The sequence below is a fragment of the Fonticella tunisiensis genome (assembly GCF_004364155.1).
Classification (GTDB): Bacteria; Bacillota; Clostridia; order Clostridiales; family Caloramatoraceae; genus Fonticella; species Fonticella tunisiensis.
The window spans coordinates 1-25,415 of sequence record NZ_SOAZ01000013.1 but is presented as its reverse complement, the minus strand read 5'-3'; the positions used below and the strand labels follow the sequence as shown (position 1 = coordinate 25,415).

The 25,415-nt window shown below is 37.8% G+C and carries 22 protein-coding genes; 16 read left to right on the top strand and 6 right to left on the bottom strand.

What is annotated here, in order from left to right:
* Positions 1–19 precede the first annotated feature (19 nt).
* From EDD71_RS08825 to EDD71_RS08815, 3 genes are read right to left on the bottom strand one after another with little or no spacing between them, the layout of a single operon-like run.
* On the bottom strand, positions 20–709 hold the full coding sequence (locus EDD71_RS08825; RefSeq protein ID WP_133628370.1) for a DUF4956 domain-containing protein: 690 nt from the start codon (positions 707–709) through the stop codon (positions 20–22).
* Positions 709–1,425 carry a polyphosphate polymerase domain-containing protein gene (locus tag EDD71_RS08820; protein WP_133628369.1) on the bottom strand — a complete coding sequence of 239 codons (717 nt, stop codon included), beginning with the start codon at positions 1,423–1,425 and terminating at the stop codon, positions 709–711. Before EDD71_RS08820 ends, EDD71_RS08825 begins: the two co-directional genes overlap by 1 nt.
* A 19-nt stretch (positions 1,426–1,444) precedes the next feature.
* Complete coding sequence (locus EDD71_RS08815) at positions 1,445–4,381, bottom strand: CotH kinase family protein (protein ID WP_133628368.1); 2,937 nt, start codon at positions 4,379–4,381, stop codon at positions 1,445–1,447.
* A 210-nt stretch (positions 4,382–4,591) separates the two neighbouring features.
* On the opposite strand from EDD71_RS08815, the gene EDD71_RS08810 reads away from it, so the two are divergent.
* Together EDD71_RS08810 and EDD71_RS08805 are read left to right on the top strand one after the other, a co-directional pair.
* Positions 4,592–5,686 carry a PfkB family carbohydrate kinase gene (locus tag EDD71_RS08810; RefSeq protein WP_133628367.1) on the top strand — a complete coding sequence of 365 codons (1,095 nt, stop codon included), beginning with the start codon at positions 4,592–4,594 and terminating at the stop codon, positions 5,684–5,686.
* Positions 5,680–6,600: a pseudouridine-5'-phosphate glycosidase gene (locus EDD71_RS08805; protein WP_133628366.1), complete on the top strand. Its 921-nt coding sequence runs from the start codon at positions 5,680–5,682 to the stop codon at positions 6,598–6,600. Before EDD71_RS08810 ends, EDD71_RS08805 begins: the two co-directional genes overlap by 7 nt.
* Before the next feature lie 29 nt (positions 6,601–6,629).
* On the opposite strand, the gene EDD71_RS08800 is transcribed toward EDD71_RS08805, so the two are convergent.
* The 3 genes from EDD71_RS08800 to EDD71_RS08790 all read right to left on the bottom strand — a co-directional run bounded on the left by EDD71_RS08800 (position 6,630) and on the right by EDD71_RS08790 (position 9,607).
* A complete protein-coding gene (locus EDD71_RS08800) occupies positions 6,630–7,172 on the bottom strand; it encodes an amidase domain-containing protein (RefSeq protein WP_133628365.1) in 543 nt (180 codons plus the stop codon).
* 66 nt (positions 7,173–7,238) lie between these two features.
* Complete coding sequence (locus EDD71_RS08795) at positions 7,239–8,195, bottom strand: Na/Pi cotransporter family protein (RefSeq protein WP_133628364.1); 957 nt, start codon at positions 8,193–8,195, stop codon at positions 7,239–7,241.
* A gap of 131 nt (positions 8,196–8,326) precedes the next feature.
* On the bottom strand, positions 8,327–9,607 hold the full coding sequence (locus EDD71_RS08790; RefSeq protein ID WP_133628363.1) for a glycoside hydrolase family 18 protein: 1,281 nt from the start codon (positions 9,605–9,607) through the stop codon (positions 8,327–8,329).
* 180 nt (positions 9,608–9,787) lie between these two features.
* Between EDD71_RS08790 and EDD71_RS08785 the strand changes: the two genes are divergently transcribed.
* From EDD71_RS08785 to EDD71_RS08725, 14 genes are all read left to right on the top strand, one after another.
* Entirely contained in the window at positions 9,788–11,005 is a 1,218-nt protein-coding gene (locus EDD71_RS08785) for a 6-phosphofructokinase (RefSeq protein WP_133628362.1), read from the top strand.
* 336 nt (positions 11,006–11,341) lie between these two features.
* Positions 11,342–11,893: an NADH peroxidase gene (locus EDD71_RS08780; RefSeq protein WP_133628361.1), complete on the top strand. Its 552-nt coding sequence runs from the start codon at positions 11,342–11,344 to the stop codon at positions 11,891–11,893.
* A gap of 244 nt (positions 11,894–12,137) precedes the next feature.
* Positions 12,138–12,779, top strand: a complete 642-nt coding sequence (locus EDD71_RS08775; RefSeq protein ID WP_133628420.1) for an amino acid ABC transporter permease — start codon at positions 12,138–12,140, stop codon at positions 12,777–12,779.
* A complete protein-coding gene (locus EDD71_RS08770) occupies positions 12,772–13,494 on the top strand; it encodes an amino acid ABC transporter ATP-binding protein (protein WP_133628360.1) in 723 nt (240 codons plus the stop codon). Before EDD71_RS08775 ends, EDD71_RS08770 begins: the two co-directional genes overlap by 8 nt.
* A 345-nt stretch (positions 13,495–13,839) precedes the next feature.
* Entirely contained in the window at positions 13,840–14,640 is an 801-nt protein-coding gene (locus EDD71_RS08765) for a sirohydrochlorin cobaltochelatase (RefSeq protein ID WP_133628359.1), read from the top strand.
* The gene (hemA, locus tag EDD71_RS08760; protein WP_133628358.1) at positions 14,631–15,884 is read left to right on the top strand and encodes a glutamyl-tRNA reductase; all 1,254 of its coding nucleotides are present in this window, start codon (positions 14,631–14,633) and stop codon (positions 15,882–15,884) included. The genes EDD71_RS08765 and hemA overlap by 10 nt, the downstream gene beginning before the upstream one ends.
* Positions 15,885–15,899: 15 nt before the next feature.
* Positions 15,900–16,496: a precorrin-2 dehydrogenase/sirohydrochlorin ferrochelatase family protein gene (locus EDD71_RS08755; RefSeq protein ID WP_243116429.1), complete on the top strand. Its 597-nt coding sequence runs from the start codon at positions 15,900–15,902 to the stop codon at positions 16,494–16,496.
* Positions 16,465–17,370, top strand: coding sequence for a hydroxymethylbilane synthase (gene hemC / locus EDD71_RS08750; RefSeq protein ID WP_133628356.1), 906 nt, complete (start codon positions 16,465–16,467; stop codon positions 17,368–17,370). The genes EDD71_RS08755 and hemC overlap by 32 nt, the downstream gene beginning before the upstream one ends.
* The gene (cobA, locus tag EDD71_RS08745; protein ID WP_133628355.1) at positions 17,360–18,868 is read left to right on the top strand and encodes a uroporphyrinogen-III C-methyltransferase; all 1,509 of its coding nucleotides are present in this window, start codon (positions 17,360–17,362) and stop codon (positions 18,866–18,868) included. Before hemC ends, cobA begins: the two co-directional genes overlap by 11 nt.
* Before the next feature lie 2 nt (positions 18,869–18,870).
* Positions 18,871–19,848 carry a porphobilinogen synthase gene (gene hemB / locus EDD71_RS15345; protein ID WP_166636417.1) on the top strand — a complete coding sequence of 326 codons (978 nt, stop codon included), beginning with the start codon at positions 18,871–18,873 and terminating at the stop codon, positions 19,846–19,848.
* The gene (gene hemL / locus EDD71_RS15340) at positions 19,849–21,156 is read left to right on the top strand and encodes a glutamate-1-semialdehyde 2,1-aminomutase (protein WP_166636416.1); all 1,308 of its coding nucleotides are present in this window, start codon (positions 19,849–19,851) and stop codon (positions 21,154–21,156) included.
* A gap of 206 nt (positions 21,157–21,362) precedes the next feature.
* The gene (locus EDD71_RS08735; RefSeq protein WP_133628419.1) at positions 21,363–22,448 is read left to right on the top strand and encodes a 2-hydroxyglutaryl-CoA dehydratase; all 1,086 of its coding nucleotides are present in this window, start codon (positions 21,363–21,365) and stop codon (positions 22,446–22,448) included.
* A 205-nt stretch (positions 22,449–22,653) separates the two neighbouring features.
* Positions 22,654–23,673, top strand: a complete 1,020-nt coding sequence (locus EDD71_RS08730; RefSeq protein ID WP_133628354.1) for a LacI family DNA-binding transcriptional regulator — start codon at positions 22,654–22,656, stop codon at positions 23,671–23,673.
* Positions 23,674–23,753: 80 nt separating this feature from the next.
* Positions 23,754–25,316, top strand: coding sequence for a UDP-glucose--hexose-1-phosphate uridylyltransferase (locus tag EDD71_RS08725; RefSeq protein ID WP_133628353.1), 1,563 nt, complete (start codon positions 23,754–23,756; stop codon positions 25,314–25,316).
* Positions 25,317–25,415: the final 99 nt, after the last annotated feature.

Here is a 25,415-nt window from a genome sequence, read left to right as displayed (position 1 = left end):
ATTTTATGCACCCCATATCTCATGAAATATAGTCTCCACTGCTGCTTGCAAGTGCAGCATCACGTACTCCTTTAATATCTAAAAAATCGTTTACGAAGTTTGTATTGCTTCCTTTTATTTTAACCTCCATTATAAGTTCAACCCCATCTCCTGTTACAGTTTTAGATTTAAGGTGCCGATGGGGAAGTTTCCTCAAGCTCTCATTAACAGCCTCAGAACTTTCATGGGAAAAGTGGAGGATTAAAAGGTATGAAGAAAAACCTCCGGGCTTTATAAAATGAAGTATCAGCAGTATCATTCCTATTACAAAGGTGCCTGCTGCAGCGGCGGAATAAAATCCTGCTCCCATGGTAAGGCCTACAGCAATTGCCCAGAACATATATGTAATGTCGTTTGGATCCTTAAGTGCTGTCCTGAACCTGACGATACTAAGGGCACCAACCATTCCAAGGGATAAAGTAAGGTTTGAAGTTATTGGCATGATTATAAGAGCAGTAACGAGAGAAAGCATTATAAGGGATATATTGAAGCTTCTGCTGTAGAGGGTGCCGCTGAAGGTTTTTCTGTAAATATAATATACAAAAAGGGTAGCTAAAAAGGTCAGAAGGAGAGTTATTACAACCCTCGTTATAGTAAGGTTTCCACCTATCATCATATCCTCAAGGAAACGTTTTTTTATAATATCGCTAAACTTTATTACCCCATTCATTAATAGCCCACCTCTATATTTTTAATATTGACTTCCCTGCAGAGAAGGTATTTGGATATTGAAAGCCTTTGAAGGGAAGAAATTGAGATTATATTCTTTATGTAATCAGGAAGAAATCTGTTAAACTTAATTTCAAGTATTATTGAGTTTGTGTTAATAGCAGGAAAGGTAGGAAGGTCCGGGTTAAAAATATCAGTTTTTTTAAAACATGTCTTTAGTTTTTTATCAAAGGTTATTCTTATGTTTTCCACAGAATGGGTATAAGCTTCCCTAACATAGTCAACGACTACAGCAGGTTTATACACACTATTTCTTGATTTAATGTAGAATTTTTGAAGAGGACTGCTTTGAGCATTTTTTATTAAATCGATTTTGCCTTCTATAATTGCGTTACATTCGTCCCGGGTTATGGCTGTAGATTTCTTTAAAACGAACTGCCCTTCCTTGTATTTTCTTTCAAATTTGATTATCCTGTCTGAAAGATTGTAAATCCTTATTCTAAATTTCTCCCTGGAATAAACTCCTGAAAGTTTTTCGAACAGGCAGCTGTCATATACATCATCAAAGTAAAGGCTCCTGACATGATATTCATTGTTCTGCCCTCCAAACCTGTCAGCTTTAAGGAAATGCCTCAGTCTGTTTTTCATAATTATGTAATCTGATAAGCTTATCATATATTTAAGCTCATTTCTAAAAAGTGTTATTTCATCTCCCATATCATCCTCCTGATGAGCATTATTTATAAAACCCTAAACCTGCCATATCCTGCTCGCTTAAATGAAAATATTCCTGAACGTATTTGTATATATATGAAGGCCTCTCCTTTGCAAAGCTTTTTAGAAAATTTATCTGGCTTCTCCACCTGACCATGGAGCTTCCCCATCTTTTTATCTGCTTAGGCATTTCATCTTCAATATTTTTAGAGAGTTCATCTATTTTTGCAATAACCCTTTTAGGCTTAAATGTAGTATTCATATGCCTTCCAAACCTTTGAAGAAATACCTTTTTAAATTCCGGGTTTTCAAGAAGTTTTCTAATTAAGAGGGTTGAAAAATATTTGTTTACACCTGTACCTTCAGGATCAAGGTTAAAGGCTATGCTGTTGTGTTTAACGTTGAAAAATCCCCAGTCGGTATCGTATACAATCCACCTCCATTTTCCATCAGGAATTTTCTCCCTCCAGAATTTTATGTTGCCTGTATCAGTGTTTGCAAAATACATTTCAGCAATTATATAGTCCATGTAGTTTTCAACGTCCATCTGGGTTTTAACGTATTCATAGTTTCTTTTCTGTGCCATATCGTTATTTGATACAAAATCTAAAAGTGCTTTATAATGATTTGCATCTCCGGAAAGGGGTTTTCCGTTTGCCACAAGAAGGTCTATATTATTAGGATTGCTTATGTTGTGATTTGAAGCAATAAAATCCTCGTTTATCTTTTCACGGATGTTGTATATCCCCCAGTATTCCCCGTTAATATAGAGTACAGCCTGCCTGTAGGCTTGAACGTCAAGCCCCATGTCTCCCGCAAGACCCGTCATTAAAATGTCCCTTATTTTAGAGAGGTTTGCATCCTGTCCAGATGTCCTGAGCACTATTGATTTAAACTTATTAATGGGCTTATCTTTAAATATCTGATAGTCTATAAAGTCTTTACCATATTTCTCTCTTGCATATACTGCAAAGGATTTTTGATCCATCGCCCTGCTGTAGGACCCGTATATTTTTATTCCAGCGTCTATGCTGAAGCCTGCACTTCCATCGGGCTCATAAAGCTCGATATGAATAGGTTTTTCTATGTCTTTCCAGAAATTAGCACCTAAATATGGAAAATTCGGCGATGCTCCTTTTCCTTTAACGTATATGCCATCATCTTCGTCCCATAGATTAGAGGGGTCTGTAGAAATAGAAACGGTGGTAAGGTTCCTGTCTGAATTAATGAAAAAAGTATTGGTAACAATGGGTCCGGGGAGAAATCCATTTACAAAACACCTCGCTCTTATAACGGTAGTTTTAGTTATTGATATTGGAGCTAAATAGGCGGTAGAGTTTATATCTGGAATTGAACCATCGGTGGTGTAGCGTATTATTGCTCTGGAAAGATTAGAAGAAAGTTTAAGAGATACCTTATCGTTGTAAAATCCTCCAGGGTTTGAAAATACGGGAGCATCTGCAATATCCTCGTATCCATTTACATTTTTACCTCCTGGTGTAGGATTATTGAAAAAATAATATCCTTCATAGTTTGGCCCTTTTCCGCAGGAGGCATATACAGGAGTACCTTCAAGAACCAGTTTATCTACTAACCTGCCTGATTTGTCCATAAGGAATATAGCCTCCGAATTTCTGTCCAGCTTAAAATTAGTATGAAGAAATTTGGAGGAAGCATTATTCTTATTTTTTCCAGATAAAAAGACCACCAAACTCTGGTCCGGATTTATGGTTTTGGATGGGAATATCCACTTTTCAGGATAATTTATATTATCCGTCAGCCGGTATTCAGAAAGGTTTATGGGAACGTCCTTTTTATTGTGTATTTCTATCCAATCAGAATATTCACCATCTTCATCCTTTAAAAACTGATTATAAGGCGCTGCCTCAGAGATGATTAAACTTGAATCTGTTTCCATACTTCCTAAAAATGCATTATACCCGTTTCCGTTATTCTCATATCCAGGGGTGGGGCGTTTGAAATATATCCATCTATTAATGTTTTCTGTATCTCTTCCATATGATATGTCGGGTGAAAGGCCACTTAAGTTTATTACGTCAATGATTTTACCCTGAGGAGTGGAAAATATTAATTTTTCACTGGATGGATTTAACCTAAAATTTGTGTGGTAATAATTACTGCTTTTTTCCTTTTTATCCTTTCCCGATGCGAATATCACAAGGTAGTTTTTAGGTTCAAGGATAATCTTGGGAAATTTCCATTTATGCAAGTCTGAAGCATCATCAGATAAGCCGTAACCTGATAGATCTATCTGCCTGTCACCTAAGTTATAGATTTCAATCCAATCTGAATAATCCCAGTCCTCATCTCTTAATGTTGTTCTGTTGGATGGCATAACCTCGTTTATAATAACTAATGAATCTTTAAGCTTTCTGCTGCTTAAAAAATCATCATAACCACTATCGGTGTTTGGATATCCTGGTGTTGGATTTTTTAGAATGGACCACTGCCCATTGTTTTTAATATCCCTTCCATAGGAAACATCCGGATCACACTTTGAAATTTTAATTTCTTCAATGACGTTCCCATTCCTGCTTAATAGTACAGCGTCATCATCGCTGCTGAGTTTAAAGGAAGTATGAAAAAATCCATTATCGGCAGGTTGCTTGTCCTTTCCAGAAGCAAATATAACTATATATTGCCCTGAATTTAGAATATAATCAGGGAGCTTCCATTTACCAGGATCCTGGCTGTTATCGGATAGTTCAAATTCTTTCAGGTTCACAGGGGATGGACCGGAGTTAAAAAGCTCTATCCAGTCAGAGTAGTCACCGTCCTCATCGGTAACGGTGGATTTGTTGGATATCATAAACTCGTTTATTGTAATGCCTGCAGGGAAATTAGTGTTGATTTTTATAGAGTTTTCAAGGAGGAGTGCCAGAATTAATATAAGAAACAGTGAAAATAAAGCTGTAAGAGCAATACGCCTATCATTCATTTTCGTACTCCTTTCGAGGGCATACCTGGAAATTTATAAAATATATTCCTGATAAGTTATATGATATGTAAATATAGAATTATGCTATTTATTTAGGTATGTACTATTTTATTTCAATTAGGGAATACTTAAGTTGAAAGCTATAGTCGTTTATGGTAATATTAAATTAAGCTAATGCTTATTAAATAAGCAATAATTAAGGAGTTTTCTATGACAGGAAGAGAAAGGGAAATATTAGAATTGATAAAAAAGAACCCATTGATATCTCAGGGTGAGATATCAAAAATACTGGGAATCACACGTTCTTCCGTGGCAGTTCACATTACAAATATGACAAAAAAAGGATATATATTGGGAAAAGGGTACATAGTTAAAGAGGGTGACTATGTATCAATAGTTGGAGGTGCAAATATAGACATACAGGGCTTTCCAAGGAAAAAGCTTATGTTAAGTGATTCAAATCCGGGAGAGGTTAAGGTATCCCTTGGGGGAGTAGGAAGAAACATTGGGGAAAATCTTGTAAAGCTTGGAATTGAAACAAGACTTATAAGCATTGTTGGAGATGATCTCTATGGAAACAGGATACTTGAAGAGGCAAAGCTTATAGGCCTTAATATGGATGACTCCCTTGTGATTAAGGGACATGCAACTTCCACCTACCTTTCCATTTTAAATGAGAAAGGTGATATGACAGCAGCCATATCCCATATGGATATATATGACAATATGACCGTAGAATTTATTAAGAATAAGAAGTACGTTGTCGAAAATTCAAGGCTCTGCGTAATTGATACCAATATCCCTAAGGAGGTAATCGAGTATCTTGTAACAGGCTGTAGAAATACAATTTTTTTCCTTGATACCGTTTCAGCAGCTAAAGCAAAAAAGGTTAAAGACTTTATTGGCTATTTTCATGCCGTAAAGCCTAACAAAATTGAGGCTGAAATGCTTACCGGTAAAAAGATAATAGATGAAAAAAGCCTTGAAGATGCTGCAAAAATATTGCTTTATAAGGGAGTAAAGAGGGTTTTTATAAGCCTTGGGGAGGATGGAGTATATTATAATGATGGAGTGAGCTCAGGACATATAAAACCTCCTAAAATAAAAGTTATTAATGCAACAGGAGCAGGTGATGCATTTGTTGCAGGGCTTGTATATGGATACATCAATGAATTTGATACGGACTTAAGTGCACGCTTTGCAATGGCAGCTTCGATACTTGCCCTGTCACATGAAAATACTATAAATCCAAATATGTCAATAGAAAACATAAATAAAAAAATGAAGGAGATAGGATTATGCTAGAGAAGTATTTTGATATTAAAAAGGAAGTTTTAGAAGCCTTGAAGGAGGGCATGCCGGTGGTGGCACTTGAATCGACGATTATTTCCCACGGAATGCCCTATCATAAAAATGTTGAAACGGCTTTAAATGTTGAAAAAATTGTAAGGGAAAATGGAGCAGTCCCTGCTACTATAGCAATACTTAATGGAAAACTAAAGGTTGGATTAACCGCCGAAGAAATAGAACACCTTGGAAAAAGCAAAAATGTAATTAAAACAAGCAGAAGGGATATACCTTTTATAGTTGCAAAAAAGCTTGATGGAGCAACAACAGTTGCATCTACTATGATAATTGCGGCTCTGGCAGGAATCAAAGTGTTTGCAACGGGAGGTATCGGAGGGGTACATAGAGGTGCACAGGAGACCTTTGACATATCTGCAGACCTTCAGGAGCTAGCACACACAAACGTTGCAGTGGTTTGTGCAGGTGCTAAATCCATACTGGATTTAGGGCTTACCCTTGAATACCTTGAAACCTTTGGAGTTCCTGTTGTAGGATTTGGAACCGAGGAACTTCCGGCCTTCTATACAAGAAGAAGTGGTTTTAAGGTTGATTATAGAGTGGACTCTCCAAAGGAGCTTGCAGAAGTTATAAAGGCAAAATGGGATCTAGGGCTTAGTGGAGGAATTGTTATTGCAAACCCCATTCCTGAGGAATATCAGATGGATTATGAGAAGATAACTAAAGCAATTGAAGAGGCTTTAAAGGATGCTGAGGAAAAGGGAATCAGGGGAAAGGAAAGCACTCCATTTCTTCTTGCAAAGGTTAAGGATATTACGGGAGGAGAAAGCCTCGAATCAAATGTCCAGCTTGTATACAACAACGCAAAGCTTGGAGCGCAGCTTGCCATTGAACTTGCAAAGCTTGAGAAGTAACAATAGAACCTGTTGATACTTCAGCAGGTTTATATTTTTATTTTCATAAAGTGCATCCTGGAAGCTGCAGGCTTTATATAATATATGTTAAGCCCATTAAATGAGTGCTGGCTAATAAGGGGCTCCTTTATGCCTTTTTGAACTGTAAAACCCGTTATAATTGTTGAATGATATATCCTTCCCCCTGCATTTTCGTACTGTATTAAATCTCCAAGCTCAAGAATATCAATGTCGGGTACTTCAATCCCCTTAAGACCTGGAAGATTTTTGTATCCCCTGATTTTAAGTGTCCAGTACAGGGAATGGGCAACAGCCCAGGAGACTGACCATCTATCATTTTTGCCCCCATTGCCTTTATACCACCAGGGCCCTATGGAGTCATATGCCATAGGTGCACCTCCGGCCCTCAGGCATTGCGATATGAAATTGGAACAATCGCCACCTCCATCTCCATGAAAGCCGAGGAATCTATATGCAGGATTAGGGTTTAAAGCGTATTTAATGGCGTATTTAACAGCGTTTTCCCTCATATATTGATTGGAACTTCTAAAGGAATTTATAATATAGTTCATAGGTCTACCTGCAAAAATTAATCCTTAATATACTATGATATAGAAGCTTATTAGGTTCATAAATGTTTAATTTGGTACAACAAACTCGATGAACTTTACATAATATTTCGTTATTGGTAGAAATATTACGGCGCTGAGTACATTGAATATTGTATGTGAATTTGCGATCTGAACGCTTATATCAGTTGATTTACTAAAATGTAGGGTTGCACCTTGTATCATATTAACAAACCAGGGAAGTATAAAGGCAACTATAATTACCCCAATCATATTGTAAAGAGTGTGTGCCCATGCTGTTCTTCTAGCATTTATGTTTCCTGTCAGGCTTGCAAGCTGAGCTGTTATGCAGGTCCCTATGTTGTCACCAAGCATAATACATACTGCTGAAGTCAGATCTATAAGCCCTGCCTCCCCAAGCACCATAACAAGGCCAACCGTTGCACTGCTGCTATGTACAAGCGCCGTTGCCAAAGCCCCAAGAAAAATCCCGATAGTTGGTATTGATGCATAGGTTCTAAAAAAATATTTAAGGGTATCACTTTTGCTCATGAATGGAACTCCAAGGTTTAATATTTTAAGTCCCAGAAACATCATTCCAAACCCCATGAGTGCTTCTCCAAAGCTTTTTATAGTTTTATTTTTGAAGGTAAGGTTTATGATAAATCCTACAGAAAGAACCGGAAGTGCATAATCGGTAAGGTTGAAGCTGTAGCTGGCTGACATTAGCTGAGCTGTAATGGTGGTTCCAATGTTGGCACCATATATGATTCCTACTGCCTGTGGAAGTTTCATAAGTCCGGCATTTACAAAGCCAACAGTAAGCACCGTCACTGCAGTACTGCTTTGGACCAGGGCAGTTAGAAATGTTCCTGCCATAAAGGCACTCCATACCCTTCCTGTGAATATTGAGAGAATTTTTTTCATTACCCTTCCAGATGCCCTTTCAAGGCCACTTCCCATCATATTAACTCCATACATAAGGAGGGCAGTTCCCCCCATAATACCAAAAATGAAATCCCGCATATGTACCACCTAAATCAAATATTTTAATATAGTCTGGCCACTATATTATATATAAAAAAGGATTTTTTAATTCCAACTTTCTTTTGCTTCATAAAAACAAGTACTCTGCCTTAAGGCAGAGTACTTGTTTTTTACAATACTTTCCTTACGTCATACAGCGACCTTAAAACCAGCCAGTTCTGTGGGAAGAAACTACCTATAGTCCAGTAGCTCACTCCTCCGATATTGTATTGATCAACAAGCCTGAGTTTTGTGTTTATGCTTCGCGCATCCTCAAACCATACCTCATGGAGCCTTCTATTGTCGTCATAGTACCTGAAGAATGGAGCCTGGGATTCAACATCGTACTGAATGGCAGCGTTTTCACGTAAAGCGAGCTCTACGGCGCCGGTGTTTGAAAGGGTTCTTGCTACGCTTCCTCTGCGGTATGGTAGAGTCCAGTCATATCCATAGTTTGGAATGCCCATTAATATCTTCTGCCTTGGGATTGCAGTTACCGCGTAGTTTAGCACCTTTCTGACTTCGTTTATAGGGGATACGGCCATTGGAGGTCCGTAGGTATAACCCCATTCATAGGTCATGAGTATAACATGGTTGGCTAACTGGCCGTGAACAGGGTAGTCGTGGGCTTCGTATAAAAGCCCGGGCTGATCAGCGCTGTTTTTAGGGGCAAGGGCCGTTGTTACAGTGTAGCCCTGTGGTCTCAGCCTTTCAACAACCTTTCTTAAAAATGCATTGTATCTTTCTCTATCAGCTGGGTATATATATTCAAAGTCAATGTCAAGACCATAATAGTTTTTGACCCTTAATGTTCTAAGTACGTTATCAATCAGCCTATCCTGAACCTGTTCATTTGAAAGAATAGCCCTGGCCAAATCACTGCTAAAGCTTGCACCAGCTTCAATATTTGTTATAACAAGAAGTGGAGCAACACCAGCTGCCCTTGCGGCTCTTATTAGCGGTTCGTCATTAATATCCCTTAATGTTCCATCAGGGTTTACCTCATGCGAGAAGATGCTGAGATAAGTAAGGTATGGAAGAGTCTTTCTTAAAACCTCCATATTAATATCTGGGAAAGCATAACCATTTACCTCTATTGTGCCAAGGGCCCTGGTACGTGCAGGAATAGTAATAACCTGTCCTGCAGAAATGGCTGCAGGATTTATTATTTGTGGGTTAGCTTCAAGTATGTCTTCAATCGGGATGTTGTAGTTCCTTGATATTGAATAGAGGGACTCCCCAGGAGCCACGATATGCACTCTTTCTCCCTCCATAACCACTATGGTCTGGCCTACCACAAGTCTATCAGGATTTGAAAGCTCGTTATCAGAAATAATTTTTGAGGGAGATACACCATATCTGCGTGCAATTTTGTATATGCTGTCGCCTGGTTTTACAACATGGATTATCAAATACAATCACACCTTTAATAATACTCTGTATTAATATATGTAAGAAATAAAAGTCTGGTTACCAATTAGAATAATTTTTTATAAATACATAATTGTAAATATTATGGAATATGTTGTAAAATCATATTGAGGATGGACGGTTGTGTTCGGCTGTATTTATTTAGGAAAGGGAGGATTTGAATGAAGCTGGAAGGAAAAGTTTTAGTTGCACAGGGAGGAGGGCCAACTGCAGTTATTAACCAATCCCTTGTAGGTGCAGTACTGGAATCTAGAAAATTTCAGCAGGTAACGAAGGTTTATGGGGCTATTAATGGAGTTGCTGGAATAATCAATGAAGATTTCATTGATCTTACGCAGGAAACTACACATAATCTTGAGCAGGTGGCAAAGACACCCTCATCTGCTCTTTTCTCAACAAGGGATAAACCAGATGAAAAGTACTGCAAGGAAATGTTCGACGTTATGAGGGCACATGATATAAGATATTTCTTTTATATAGGAGGGAATGACTCTGCGGATACCGTAAGAATTGTAAACGAATATGCAGAGATTTCGGGATATGAATTCAGGGCAATACATATACCGAAAACGATAGACAATGACCTTACGGTAAACGATCATACACCTGGATATGGCTCCGCAGCAAAATTTGTATCACAGGCATTTATAGGGATAAATCTAGATGTCAGGGCACTTCCCGGCATCTATATAGGAATAGTTATGGGAAGGCATGCAGGTTTTTTGACAGCAGCCTCATCCCTTGCCCAAAAATATCCTGATGATGGTCCACATCTTATCTATCTTCCAGAAAGGCCATTCAGCCTTGAAAAGTTTATACAGGATGTAAAAAAAGTTTATGACAGGTACGGAAGATGTATTGTTGCTGTATCAGAAGGAATAGCGGATGAAACAGGTACTCCCATTGCGGTAAAGCTTATGAAGCATATTGAAAAGGATGCACATGGAAATGTAAACCTGTCCGGTGGAAGCCTTGGGCAGCTGTTAGCCGACCATGTTAAAGAAAAATTAAACATAAAAAGAGTAAGGTCTGACACCTTTGGATATCTTCAAAGATCCTTCATTGGCTGCGTTTCTGATGTTGACCAGCATGAAGCAAGGGAGGTAGGAGAAAAGGCTGCTCAGTTTGCAATATGGCACAACCTGGACGGATCGATTACAATACACAGAACAGGATATTATTCTGTTGATTACAGGCTTACAAACCTCCATGAAGTAGCTGGAAAAACGAAGATAATGCCGGATGAATTTATAAACAGAGAAGGGAATAACGTTACAGATGCATTTAAATTTTATGCGAGACCCCTCCTTGGAACTGATATGCCATCTGCTGACAGGCTTAGGGCACCAAAGGTTCCAAAGATTTTAAAAAAGGAATGAAAACGTATTTCGATGATGAGATAATAGAGTTGATTGAATATAAATAATTTGAGCTAAGAGAAACAAATATATAAAAGGTGTGGAAGCGAGCTTAATTGATCCTCGCTTCTTTTTTTAGGATGTTCATACTTTTATAATTCATGTCTAAAATGCCTTACTGATTACTGAAAGTTATTAACAAATTATTTACAATTACAAATAAAAATTATCTACAAATAATTATTGTCAATATATCTTTATTGTGTTATTATAGAAAATGAAGGAAACATTATTAGGAATTTGGATATGTTTCCACAATAGTACAAGTGTTAAATATAATTAAGGGAGGTATATAAAATGAAAAAGTTTGTTTGTTCAATTTGTGGATATGTGCATGAGGGAGATGCTGCACCGGATAAGTGCCCTGTTTGCAATGCGCCAGCTGAAAAGTTTATTGAAAAGAAAGAGGATGAGCTTCAGTGGGCAGATGAGCACAGAATAGGAGTTGCGAAGGATATAGATCCTGAAGTTATAGAAGGACTAAGGGCAAACTTTATAGGGGAGTGTACTGAAGTTGGAATGTATCTTGCTATGAGCCGTCAGGCTGATAGAGAAGGATACCCTGAAATAGCTGAGGCTTATAAGAGAATAGCCTTTGAAGAAGCAGAACATGCTGCAAAGTTTGCTGAACTTTTAGGAGAGGTTGTAGTTGCAGATACTAAGAGAAATCTTGAAATGAGAGTTGAAGCTGAATATGGGGCATGCAAGGGCAAGAAGGATCTTGCAGTAAGGGCTAAGCAGTTAAATTACGATGCAATACACGATACAGTACACGAAATGTGTAAAGATGAAGCAAGACACGGACAGGCATTTAGAGGACTTCTTAAGAGATACTTTCCAAATGCCTAATAATTAAATAGAGCTTAAAAAATCCTCCATTTTCAATTATATGAAAATGGAGGATTTTTTAGTGATGAGGAATAATTTAGTTGAATAAATTTTTAATAAAAGCATTGATTAATTATACACGTACATGTATAATTAATCGGGAGGAGTTGAAAATGGAATAATAATCGGTGAAAATTTTTGGAGGCTAGAGGTTCCCTGGGAGACAAATAAATAGTGATTTGAGTGAGGAGGTTGAGCTTTGAATATCGATTTTACCTTTTTAAATAAATATTATATGTTTTTTATAAATGGAACTAAAAACACAATTATCATTTCCATATTTACGGTGCTTATTGGAGTAATACTTGGTACTTTTCTTGCTCTTATGAAACTGTCAAAGAATAAAATACTTAAATCTATAGCATCGTCCTATATTGAGTTCATAAGGGGAACGCCGGTTATGGTTCAGATGTTTATTATATATTACGGAATGAACCTTGGGCTTCCGGATTATGTTGCAGGAATTGTAACGTTATCCATAAACAGCTCCGCCTATGTAGCTGAAATTATTCGAGCAGGAATTCAGGCAGTAGATAAAGGTCAGATGGAGGCAGCAAGATCACTTGGTATGTCTCATAAAATGGCAATGCGCTATATAATAATTCCACAGGCCTTTAAAAACATACTGCCTGCACTTGGAAATGAATTTATAACAGTAATTAAGGAATCATCAATCGTTTCTGTAATAGGCATACCGGAGCTTATGTATAACGCTGATACTGTAAGGGGAAACACATTCATGCCTTTTGCACCGCTCATAGTAGCAGCCTTTATTTACTTTGTATTAACCTTTACCCTGTCTAAAGTCGTTGGAAGGGTTGAAAGGAGGATGAGAGCAGGTGATTGATGTAATCGCTCTTGAGAAAAAATTTGGTAAAAACACTGTGTTAAAAAATATAAACGTAAACATTAAAAAAGGAGAAGTCGTAGTTGTTATTGGACCAAGTGGTTCGGGAAAAAGCACTTTCTTAAGATGTCTTAATCTCCTTGAGGTGCCTACGAAGGGTAAGATTATTTTTGAGGGTACTCCAATAACCGACAGTAAAGTTAATATAGACCTTCATAGACAAAAGATGGGAATGGTGTTTCAGCAGTTTAATCTATTCCCTCATATGACAGTTCTTGAAAATATAACCCTTGCTCCTGTCAGAGTTAAAAAGGTTCCAAAGGAAGAGGCTGAAAGAACTGCCATGAGACTTCTTAGAAGAGTTGGTCTTGAGGATAAAGCCGACAGCTACCCTTCCAAACTTTCAGGAGGGCAGAAGCAGAGGGTTGCAATTGCGAGGGCTCTGGCTATGGAACCCGATGTAATGCTCTTTGATGAACCTACCTCAGCTTTGGACCCTGAGATGGTTGGAGAGGTTTTAGATGTTATGAAAGAGCTTGCAGCAGATGGAATGACTATGGTTGTTGTAACCCACGAAATGGGATTTGCAAGGGAAGTTGGAGATAGGATTATATTTATGAGCGATGGGGAAATAATCGAAGAAGGAACGCCAGAAGAAATTTTTGTAAATCCCAAACATTCAAGAACCAGGGATTTCCTTGGAAAAGTCCTATAAAAGTGTAGGTTGGTTATCTATTTTAGGCAGAAGCAGGGCTCTACCACTATAACCTCAAATAATTAGTTTAGTAAAGCCTAAGGAACACTATCAAAATATCTTGATGGTGTTCCTTGCTTTTTCATCGCAGCAACGGTCTGTAGATATTTTCTGCTTTTATTCCAATGCTTTTTAGATTAGCACAATGGATTAATTTATTACGTAATAATGATTTTCTATCAATTTAAACTATCTACTTAAAGTGCTATAATAAATTTTGCAGGGCGATGACAAATAACCTGGAGCAGCTGTAATATATCATGGTAATGATGAATTTTTTCATATAAAGCTGTGAAGGAGGATTTTATGCAGAACAAAAAGGGTATTTTGGTAATTAGCTCCGGCACAAGCAATGAAGACAGTATAAAATCAAGTATAAAAACAATTGAAAATAAAATTGCAATTTCCTTTCCTGATTATGATATTAAAAGTGCCTTTGCATCCCATAAAATCATTAACAAATTAAAAGCGAGAAGTGGTATGCATATATGCACACCTTTAGAAGCTATAGAAAATATGATGAAGGAAGGGTTTGAGGAGGTAATTGTTCAGCTCCTATATATTATTCCTGGCAGGGAATACAACAGGATTATTGAAAGTTTAGCCCCCTATAAAAAGCATTTTAAAAAGCTCACCTTTGGGAAACCTGTATTATGTGATGAAGATGATTATGGTGTTGCCCTTGAAGGGCTTAAGCATCAGATTCCTGAACTTAAGGAGCATGAAGCGGTTGTATTAATGGGGCATGGAACTGACCATGAGGCCCAAAAATACTATTATAATCTTCAAAGGCACATGGAAAATGAGGGGGCTAACGTTTTTTTAGGAACTATACGCGGCTATCCACAAATTGGGGATATAATAAAAGCGCTAAAAAAGAAAAATATTAATAGGGTTATTTTAATGCCGTTTATGATTACCGCGGGATATCATGCTATAAAGGATATGGCCTCGAGTAAGGAGAATTCATGGAAGTCAATACTTGAAGGGTCAGGTTTTACTGTAGACACCTATTTAAATGGACTTGGCAGCAACCCATATTATCAGGATATATTTGTGAAACGTGTAAGGGAAGCCATAGAAGCAGGAGGATTGTCATGGAAATAGCTGTAGTCGGACTCAATCACAATACTGCCTCTACTAAAATAAGGGAGGAAGCAGCCTTTATGGACAGTGAAAAAATAGAGGCAGCCAATTATCTTTTAGACAATGGAATCGATGAAGCAGTTATACTTTCAACATGCAATAGAAGCGAGATATATTTTGCTTCATACAAAAGAGATATAGATGAATGCATAAAGACGGTTAAAGAGTTTTATAATAACTTCTCCGGTATACCTGAGATAGAAAAATATCTTTATGCTAAGAAGGGTGAAGAGGCTATATATCATATATATTATGTGGCAGCGGGCCTTGATTCAATAGTTCTTGGAGAAGATCAGATACTTGGTCAGGTTAAGGACGCACATGAACTTGCAATGGATATCGGAAGCAGCAAAAAGATATTGAACAAGCTTTTCAGGGAAGCAGTTTCAACCTCAAAGAGAATAAAAACCACTCTTAAAATATCAGAACAGCCTCTTTCAATCAGCTATATAGGAGTTAAGTTCATAAAAGAAAAAATGGGAGGCCTTAAGGGCAAAAATGTTTTGATAATAGGACTTGGAAAAATGGGAAAGCTTGCATTAAAGTACATTCTTGAAGAGGATGTAAAAAATATTTACATGGCTAACAGAAGCAGGGAGAAGCTTTTAGAGATTACAAGGGAGCATCCTGAAATCATTGCTTTGGATTACGAAGAAAGATATAACATACTCAAGGACATAGACCTTTTAATTACTGCCACTGCCTCGCCCCACATTGTAATAAAAGCTGACAAAATAGGAAAAAGGGAAAAGGAACTTTATATTATGGATCTTGCCATGCCGAGGGATGTTGACATTGATGCGGGAAGACTCAGTGGAGTTTATCTTTTTAACATAGACGATTTAAAGAATATATCAAGCTTCAATGAAAAAAGAAGGGAAGAGCTTTCAAAAAGAGCAAGAGAAATAGTAAAATCAGATGCTCTGGATTTTAAATCATGGCTTTCAACTGTAAGGGTTGACCCCGTTATTAAATCTTTAAAGGAAAAGTGCAGTAAGATAGAAAAGGATACTTTAGAATATATATTTAGAAAGGCGGACCTTGAGGGAAAGGACAAGAAAATCATTGAAAAGATGGTAAGCTCCGCACTTAAAAGGCTTGTAAGGGAACCTATAATAAAGCTTAAGGAAATGGAAGATCCAAAGAAAAGAGAAGCCTATATTAAGGTTTTAGAGGAACTTTTTGATCTTAAATGGGGTGATTGATTGTTCTATCCTGCCATGCTTAATTTGAAAAATAAAAGGATTTCAATAGTTGGAGGAGGAGAGGTTGCCTACAGAAAGGCGCTGACTCTCCTGGAATACTGCCCGGACATAAGGGTTATAAGCACTTTTTTTTTAGATAAATTTAATGAATTAAGCGATAAGCTTGAGTTGATAAATGAACCCTATAGAGACGAACTTATAAAGGATTCATTTCTGGTTATTGCAGCGACATCATCTAAAGAGGTAAACGGGAAGATAGCTCAGTACTGTAGAGATAATAAAATACTTGTAAACCTGGCTGACAATCCTGATGCTTCGGATTTTATTGTACCTTCAAGTTTTAAAAGAGGTGATCTTGTCATTTCGGTGTCTACATCCGGGAAAAGCCCCTCCCTGGCAGCTAAAATAAAGAGAGAAATTGAGAAGCAGTATGGGGATGAATATGCAAAGTACATTGAAGTATTGGGAGATATCAGGGACATACTTTTAAAAAGATGCCCTGATAATAAGTTGAGAAGCAAAATACTTAAGGAGCTTATATATTTAAGCCCGGATGAGCTAATAAAAAGGAGGGCTGAGTATGAAAATTGCAGTTGGATCAAGGGGGAGTAAACTGGCTTTAACCCAAACCCAATGGGTTATAGAAAAATTGAGAAATGAAAATCCTGAGGTTGAATTTGAAATAAGAATCATAAAAACAAAGGGGGATAAAATTACGGATGTGGCCCTGGATAAGATAGGGGATAAGGGGATTTTCGTAAAGGAAATTGAAACCGAACTTTTAAACGGTGAGATAGACATTGCAGTACACAGTATGAAGGATATGCCATCGAACATTCCAAAGGGTTTAAAGCTTGCTGCAGTGCCGGAAAGGGAGGACTACAGGGATGTGCTTATACTCAGGGATGATTTTAAAAGCTTAAGCGATCTACCGCGTGGAGGGAGAATAGGTACAGGAAGCAAGAGAAGAAAATATCAACTTCTAAAAATAAGGCCCGATCTTGATATTGTTCCAATAAGGGGAAATATAGACACCAGAATTGGAAAGATAGAAGAAATGAATCTCCATGGCATTGTACTTTCAGCGGCAGGACTAAAAAGGCTTGGATTAGAAGACAGAATAACGAGTTATTTAGAAAAGGATGAATTTCTTCCAGCCCCTGCTCAGGGAGCTCTAGCCATCGAGATAAGAGAAAACGATAAAAAAATAGAGGACATGATATCAAAGATTGCCCACAGGGAGACGGAAATACAGGTAAGGGCTGAAAGAGCACTTTTAAACAGCTTAAATGGCAGCTGCCATATACCTGTAGGGGCACTCTGTGATGTTAACGGGGACGATATAATTCTTTATGGTTTACTTGGAAGTGAAAATGGAGAAAGGCTTATTAGAAAAACTGCGGCAGGAAAAGTTGGAGAAGAAGAATTACTTGGAAAAAGACTTGCAGAGGAACTGCTTAAGGAGATGAAGAAACTTGAAGGGTAAAGTATACCTGGTTGGTGCGGGCCCAGGGGATTACAAGCTTATAACCCTTAAGGGCCTTGAAGCCATAAGAAAAGCTGATGTTATAGTATATGACAGGCTTGCAAACGATAGACTTTTAAAGGAAGCTAAAAAGGGCTGCGAATTTATATATGTGGGTAAGGCAAGCTCAAATCATACGATGCCCCAGAAGGATATAAACAGGCTTCTTGTGAATAAGGCAAAGGAAGGTAAAATAGTTACAAGGCTAAAGGGGGGAGATCCATACGTTTTTGGCAGAGGTGGAGAAGAAGGGGAGTTTTTATACAAGGAGGAAATTGATTTTGAAGTAATTCCAGGTATAACATCTGCAATAGGAGGTCTCTGCTATGCAGGTATTCCCGTTACTCACAGGGATTATGCTTCATCCTTTCACGTTATAACAGGCCATTTAAAAGACGATGATGAAGAGATTGACTGGAAGACTGTAGCTAATTTAAGGGGAACCCTAATATTTTTGATGGGCCTCTCAAGGCTAAAGAGCATAGTCCAAAACCTTATAAAACACGGAAAGCAAGGCAGCACACCTGCGGCTGTTATTAACAGGGCCACGTGGAAAAGCCAGAGGGTTGTAACAGGAACTTTGGAGGATATATATGACAAAGTTCACAGAGAAGGCATTGAGTCACCTGCTATAATAGTTGTTGGGGATGTTGTGAATCTTCGCGACAAACTTAATTATTTTGAGAAAAAGCTACTTTTTGGAAAAAACATAGTTGTTACAAGATCAAGGGTCCAGAGCAGCACACTTGTTGAAAAAATAGAAGAATTCGGAGGAAACGCCATTGAAATTCCCACAATAGAAATTAGAAAGATAGAACCTAACGATATGCTGGAGGATGCAATTAATCATATTAAGGAATATAGTTACATAATATTCACATCCGCAAACGGAGTAAATATATTCTTTGAAAAGCTCTTTGATATGGGTTATGATTCAAGGATATTACATAACTCCAGGATTGTAGCTGTCGGAAAAGGAACTGCAAAGGAATTAAACAGATATGGAATAAAGGCCGATATAGTTCCCAAAAAATTCGTTGGAGAGGGTATCTTTGAGGAGTTAAAGGATATCATAAATAAAAGAGACAGGATACTTATACCAAGATCTAAGGGAGCTAGAAGTTTTCTCGTGGATGAGCTTTCAAAAATCTGCAGCGTTACAGAGGTTAAAACCTATGAGACTCTAAAGGATGAAAGTGAAAAGGATAGGCTTTTAGATCTTATAAATGATGGAAACATCGATTATATAACCTTTACAAGCTCCTCTACCGTTGAAAACTTTATTTCAATGGCTGGAGCCCAAAATATAGGGACTTTAAGAAATATAAAAATTATATCCATAGGGCCAATTACTTCAGAAGCCATAAGAAAACACAGCTTAAATGTATACAGAGAAGCAAGGGAGCACACAATAGACGGTATTGTTCAATGCATCATTGAAGATGTACAGGAGGGATAAAAATGGATTTAATTAGGAGACCGAGGCGTTTAAGAAATGGAGAGCTTATAAGAAATCTTGTGAAAGAAACAAGATTGGATGTAGAAAACCTCATATATCCTCTATTTGTAGTAGAAGGCACAAATGTTAAGAAGGAGATTAAATCCCTTCCGGGGAACTATCACTATTCCGTTGACAGGGTAAATGAAGAGATAGGGGAGCTGCATGATCTGGGTATAAAATACGTTATGCTCTTTGGTATTCCTGAAAACAAAGATGCATTTGGTTCAGAGGCCTACAGCAGCAATGGAGTCGTACAGAGAGCAATTAAAAGGATAAAGGAAGTGTTTGATGATATATATATAATAACCGACATATGCATGTGTCAGTATACGGAGCATGGGCATTGCGGGATACTCTGTGAAAACGGATATGTTGACAACGATGAGACCCTTAAGTATTTAGGGAAAATTGCCATAAGCCATGTTGAGGCAGGGGCTGACATGGTTGCACCCTCCGATATGATGGATGGAAGAATAGGCTATATTAGAAGAACTCTCGATGAAGCAGGATATGTGAACACACCCATAATGTCATATTCAGCAAAATATGTATCGGCATACTATGGGCCCTTCAGGGAGGCTGCCCATTCGGCACCTTCCTTTGGAGATAGAAAGGCTTACCAGATGGACCCTGCAAACAGCAGGGAGGCGCTTATTGAGGCGGAGCTTGATATTAAGGAGGGGGCAGATATACTTATGGTAAAGCCTGCCCTTGCCTACCTTGATGTTATAAGAAGGTTTAAGGATAGCTTCAATGTGCCCATAGCAGCCTACAGTGTAAGCGGTGAATATTCAATGCTCAAGCTTGCACTACAGAACGGGCTATTTAAAGAGGATATAATACTGGAAACCACAACATCAATTAAAAGGGCAGGAGCAGATATCATAATAACCTACTTTGCAAAGGACATAGCGAGAATGCTTAAGGAGGGGCGGTAAGTGAATCACAAAAGATCAGGAGAGATATTTGAAGAAGCTAAAAAATATATACCCGGAGGAGTGAACAGCCCTGTAAGGGCCTTCAGGTCCGTTGGACTCGATCCAATATTTATCGAAAGGGCAGAGGGAAGCAGAATATATGATGTCGATGGCAACTCCTACATAGATTATATATGCTCATGGGGCCCCCTTATACTTGGACATAGCAATAAAGATGTCCTTGAAGGAATAGAGGAGGCTATTGCAAGGGGTACAAGCTATGGGGTACCTTCACCCGTTGAAGTTGAAGTTGCTAAAATGATTACTGAGGCTTTAATATCCGTTGACATGGTTAGAATGGTAAATTCAGGAACTGAGGCCACCATGAGTGCCATAAGGCTTGCAAGGGCCTATACTGGAAGAAGCAAGATAATAAAGTTTGAAGGCTGCTACCACGGCCATTCCGATTCCCTCCTTGTTAAGGCAGGTTCAGGGGCAATAACCTTTGGTGTTCCTACGAGCCCTGGAGTTCCTGAAGATACAACAAGACATACAATCATCTGTACATATAACGATTTAGAATCGGTAAAAAGGGTCTTTGAAAAGGAGGGAAAGGATATTGCATGTATAATAGTTGAGCCCGTTGCCGGAAACATGGGAGTTGTTGCACCTAAGGAGGGCTTCCTTGAAGGATTAAGAAGCATATGCGATGAGTACGGTTCAGTACTAATATTTGATGAAGTTATAACAGGATTCAGATTATCCTACGGAGGGGCACAGGAAGTTTATAATATAAAGCCTGACATCACCTGCCTTGGAAAGATAATAGGTGGGGGTCTCCCCGTTGGGGCATACGGTGGTAAAAGAGAGATAATGGAGCTTGTTTCCCCAGTTGGCCCGGTATATCAGGCGGGAACCCTTTCGGGCAACCCACTGGCAATGACTATAGGATATAGAAACTTGAAGATTTTAAAAGACAACAGGGAGATTTATATTGAGCTTGAAAACAAAGCCAAAAGGCTTGAAGAAGGAATAAATAATATAATAAAAGAATTAAACATAGATGCCCATGTAAGCAGAGTCAAGGGAATGTTCTGTTTATTCCTTGGTAAGGGCCCCTTTGAAAATTATAACGATGTTATGAAATGCGACACAGAAAAGTATTCAGCGTTCTTCAGGGAAATGCTTGAGAGAGGAATACTTATTCCACCTTCCCAGTTTGAAGCTTGGTTCCTGTCAGCTGAACATAGCGACGAAGATATTGAAGAAACGCTTAAGGCATGCAGGGAAGCATTAAAAGTGGCATTAAAAGTGGCATTTAAAAGGTAAATATTTTAGAAGAAAAAAGGCCAGGCTAAAATAATAGTCTGGCCTTTAATACGAATATTGTTCATTTTAGTTGGCAAAAATACAAAAATGGAGACAGCATTATAGGGAAGAATAGGGATACATAAAGGATTATTTTTTATAAGTTCAATCCATTTTTTGATGCTTTTTGACAAGTATTTGAGGATATGCTGAAAGGAGATGTTAAGATGGTTGTTACCTTTCCACATATGGGTAATGTCTATATTGCAGTTAAAGCTCTTTTTGATAGTCTGGGGGTTCAATATGTAATACCTCCTTTAAGCAACAAAGATGCAATTGAAATTGGATCATTATATTCACCGGAGGAAATATGCCTTCCATTTAAAATAAACATAGGCAACTACATTCACAGCATAGAACATGGAGCAGATACCGTTTTAATTACAGGAAGCTGTGGTCCATGCAGATTTGGAGAGTATTGTGAACTTCAGATTAATATTTTACGAAGGCTGGGATATAATGTTGACTTTATTGTGTTAGATGTGCCAACGGATATTGGAATCCGTGAACTGTTAAGAAGGATAGGTAAAATATCAGGCAGCAGCAGTAAGAATAAACTTCAGAAGGTGAAAGCATTAGGTGATGCAATAAAAGTAATGAAGCTCATTGATGATATAGAAGCAAAGGCACGATATCTAGCAGGATACGAGATGAATAAAGGCGAATGTAAAAGAATATTGAATAAATGCAAAGCGGATGCCCTTAAAACCAACAACTCAAAAGATATGATTGAAGTTTTAAAAGAATATAGCAATAAGTTGGATAAAGTTGAAATAAATCATGAAAAGAATCCCATTAAAATTGCCATTATAGGAGAAATATACACGGTAATCGAGCCCTTTGCAAATCTTTATATAGAAGATAAGCTGATGGACTATGGAGTTTCAACTAAAAGAAGGCTTACTCCAAGCTGGTGGATAAAAAATCTGGCATTATTTCCATTGAAGTTAAATTCAAGGGATATAAATAAGGCTGCAATGGAATATCTGCCCATAGGCATTGGAGGGCATGCAAAGGAATGTATTGGTGAAGCTGTTATTTCAAAGCAAGAGGGACTTGATGGAGCTATTCAGATTTTTCCCATGGGATGTATGCCTGAAATAGTTTCAAAATCCATATTGTCATCTGTTTCACGGGATAAGGACTTTCCAATAATGACGCTTGTGGTTGATGAAATGACAGGAGAAGCAGGATATGTTACAAGGATAGAAGCATTTGTGGATTTACTTGAAAGGAGAAGAGAAAAAAACTAAAATGGACGCAACAGTAAACCACCTCGTCCTGTTGTTGGGTGAGGTGGCTTTTTGTTTGGAGAGAATTTTGTAAGTTATAAAAATCTGTTTATGACTTATAGACATATGGCAAAAATTGCAATATAATAAAATTATAGAAAACGTTTTCTAAGATCATGTCTTTTATATTTGAAATATGAAATAGTCCAGGGAGGTTAGCCCGGATATGGCTGTGAATATTAGCGATGTGGCAAGGGAGGCTGGAGTTTCCATATCCACAGTGTCAAGAGTACTTAACAACAACTATCCTGTAAAAAAAGAAACAAGGGAGAAGATAGAAAGGGCCATTGAAAAGCTCAACTATAAACCAAATATCGTTGCAAGAAGCCTCATAACAAGAAAGACATCAATGATAGGCGTTATAGTTCCAGGAATAACAAATCTTTTCTTCCCAACTATAGTTGAAACAATTGAGGAATATACAAAAAATAAGGGTTACAGCATTTCCCTGAGTGATACCAAAGGGGATGAAGTGGAGGAAAGGAATAGGGTTGAGGAGATGTTGATCAGACAGGTTGATGGTTTGATAGTGATAGACCCTGCCCATGAAAATTTAAAGAAGGGATATTATGATGAAATTTCTAAAAAAATACCCATTTTAATCATTAACGGCTTACCATATGGCCATAGATGTAGTTTTGTGTGCTACGATGAGGAGGCAGGAGCTAGGGAAGTTCTCCAATATCTGTTTGAGCTTGGACATAAAAGGATAGCCTTTGTAAGGGGCGACAGAAGCTTGTCCTATGACATTAAGGAAGGAATATATAGGGAATTTATCCGTAGCAAGGGATTAGAATACGAGAAGGTTTTAAACGTTGGAATGGGAAACAGTATAGAGGTAGTAGAAAAATCACAGATGCAAATTGAAAAACTGCTTTTTGAAGAAGAGCGGCCGACGGCAATATTTGCATGTAACGACTTGATGGCAGTTGGTGTTTTAAAGGCATGCAGCAAACTTGGCATTAAAATACCAGAAAACATTTCCGTTGTTGGTTTTGATAATACACTCATTGCAAATATAGCTCATCCAAGGCTTACATCGGTGGATCTTAATATTAAAAGTATTGGAAAAATAGCTGCGCTGGAGTTAATAGACATAATAGAAAACCGGGCTAAGATGGGTAAGAAGATAATATTAAACACCAGTCTTATTGTAAGGGAAAGCAGTTCAAACTGCATAATATAAAATTATTTCAGCTAGCCCTGCGCAGTTACATTCCTTTAAACACACAGGATAAAAAAGGTTTTCTAAAGGAGGTGCCCCCTGTGCGGCAAAAATGCGTAGAAAAGGATATAGAAAGGCTTCTTCACTTTGGAATCAGAAATAATCTGATTGAAGAAATGGACAAAATACCCGTGAGGAATTCCCTTATGGATTTGTTTAAGATAAGGGAGCCCTACAGCGGAGATATTGATGAGGAAGAAGCGAAGGATGTAAACGAAATACTATCGAATTTACTGGATTATGCCTACGAAGCAGGCATAATTCCTGAAAATACCACTACATACAGGGATTTGCTTGATGCAAAAATCATGGGGCTTCTTATGCCGAGACAATCTGAGGTTGCAAAAAACTTCTGGTACACTGCAGAAAGGGAAGGGATTAAAAAGGCAACCGATGATTTTTACAAACTGTCCATTGCTTCAAACTATATAAGGGTGGATAGAACTTCGAAAAACATTAGGTGGAATACAATCACGGAATTTGGAGAGCTGGAAATTACAATCAATCTATCAAAACCTGAAAAGGACCCTGGAGAAATTGCAGCAGCAAAGCTCGTGCCTCAATCAAATTATCCTAAGTGCCTTCTCTGCCTTGAAAATGTAGGATATGCAGGACGTATAAATCACCCTGCAAGGCAGAATCACAGGGTAATTCCTGTAAATATAGCAGGTGAGCAGTGGTATTTTCAATACTCTCCATATGTTTATTACAACGAACACTGCATACTATTCTATGAAAAACATGTGCCCATGAAGATATCTGAAAAGACCTTTGTGAGGCTATTCGATTTTATTGAAAAGTTCCCACATTATTTCATAGGATCAAACGCTGACCTTCCGATTGTAGGAGGTTCGATATTGTCCCATGAGCATTTTCAGGGGGGAAGGCATGTATTCTCTATGGAGAGGGCACCAATTCAAAGGTTTTATAAGCACAGAAATTATGAGGAAATTACAGTAGGCATTGTTAAATGGCCTCTATCGGTTATAAGGCTGTCAGGAAATAACAAGGAAAAACTCATTGAAATATCAACCGATATTCTTAACAAATGGAGAAGCTATAGCGATGTCAGTGTAGATATTCTGGCATATACAGATAAGGATGGAGAGAAAATACTCCACAATACCATCACTCCCATTGTAAGAAAAAATAAAAAGGGTGAGTTTGAAATAGACCTTGTACTTAGAAATAACAGGACAACGGATGAATATCCAGAGGGAATATTCCATCCCCATAGGGAGCTTCATCATATAAAGAAGGAAAACATAGGTCTTATTGAAGTTATGGGACTTGCTGTTCTACCTGCAAGGCTTAAAACAGAGCTTAAAGAAATTAAAAATATTCTCGAAGGAAAAGTTTACTTTTCTAGAGAAATGTACAATAAGGGGAACGCACTATATAAGCATATTCCATTTATTGAATATCTGATAGGCAAGTATGGCACAAAGCTTGATGAAAATAGGGCGGAAAATGTACTAAAGGAAGAAGTGGGAAGAAAATTTCTTGAAGTTTTATTAACCTGTGGAGTTTTCAAAACTGATGATAGGGGAATTAAAGCCTTTAATAGGTTTATGAATGCTCTGGGATTTGAAAGTATTAATTAAAAATATAGGCAATTGCAAAACTCATTAAAATTTTAGCTGAAAAATTAGCCTTCTTTAAAAAAACAGGAATTTAGACAGTGAGTTTTAAACAAAGAAAGA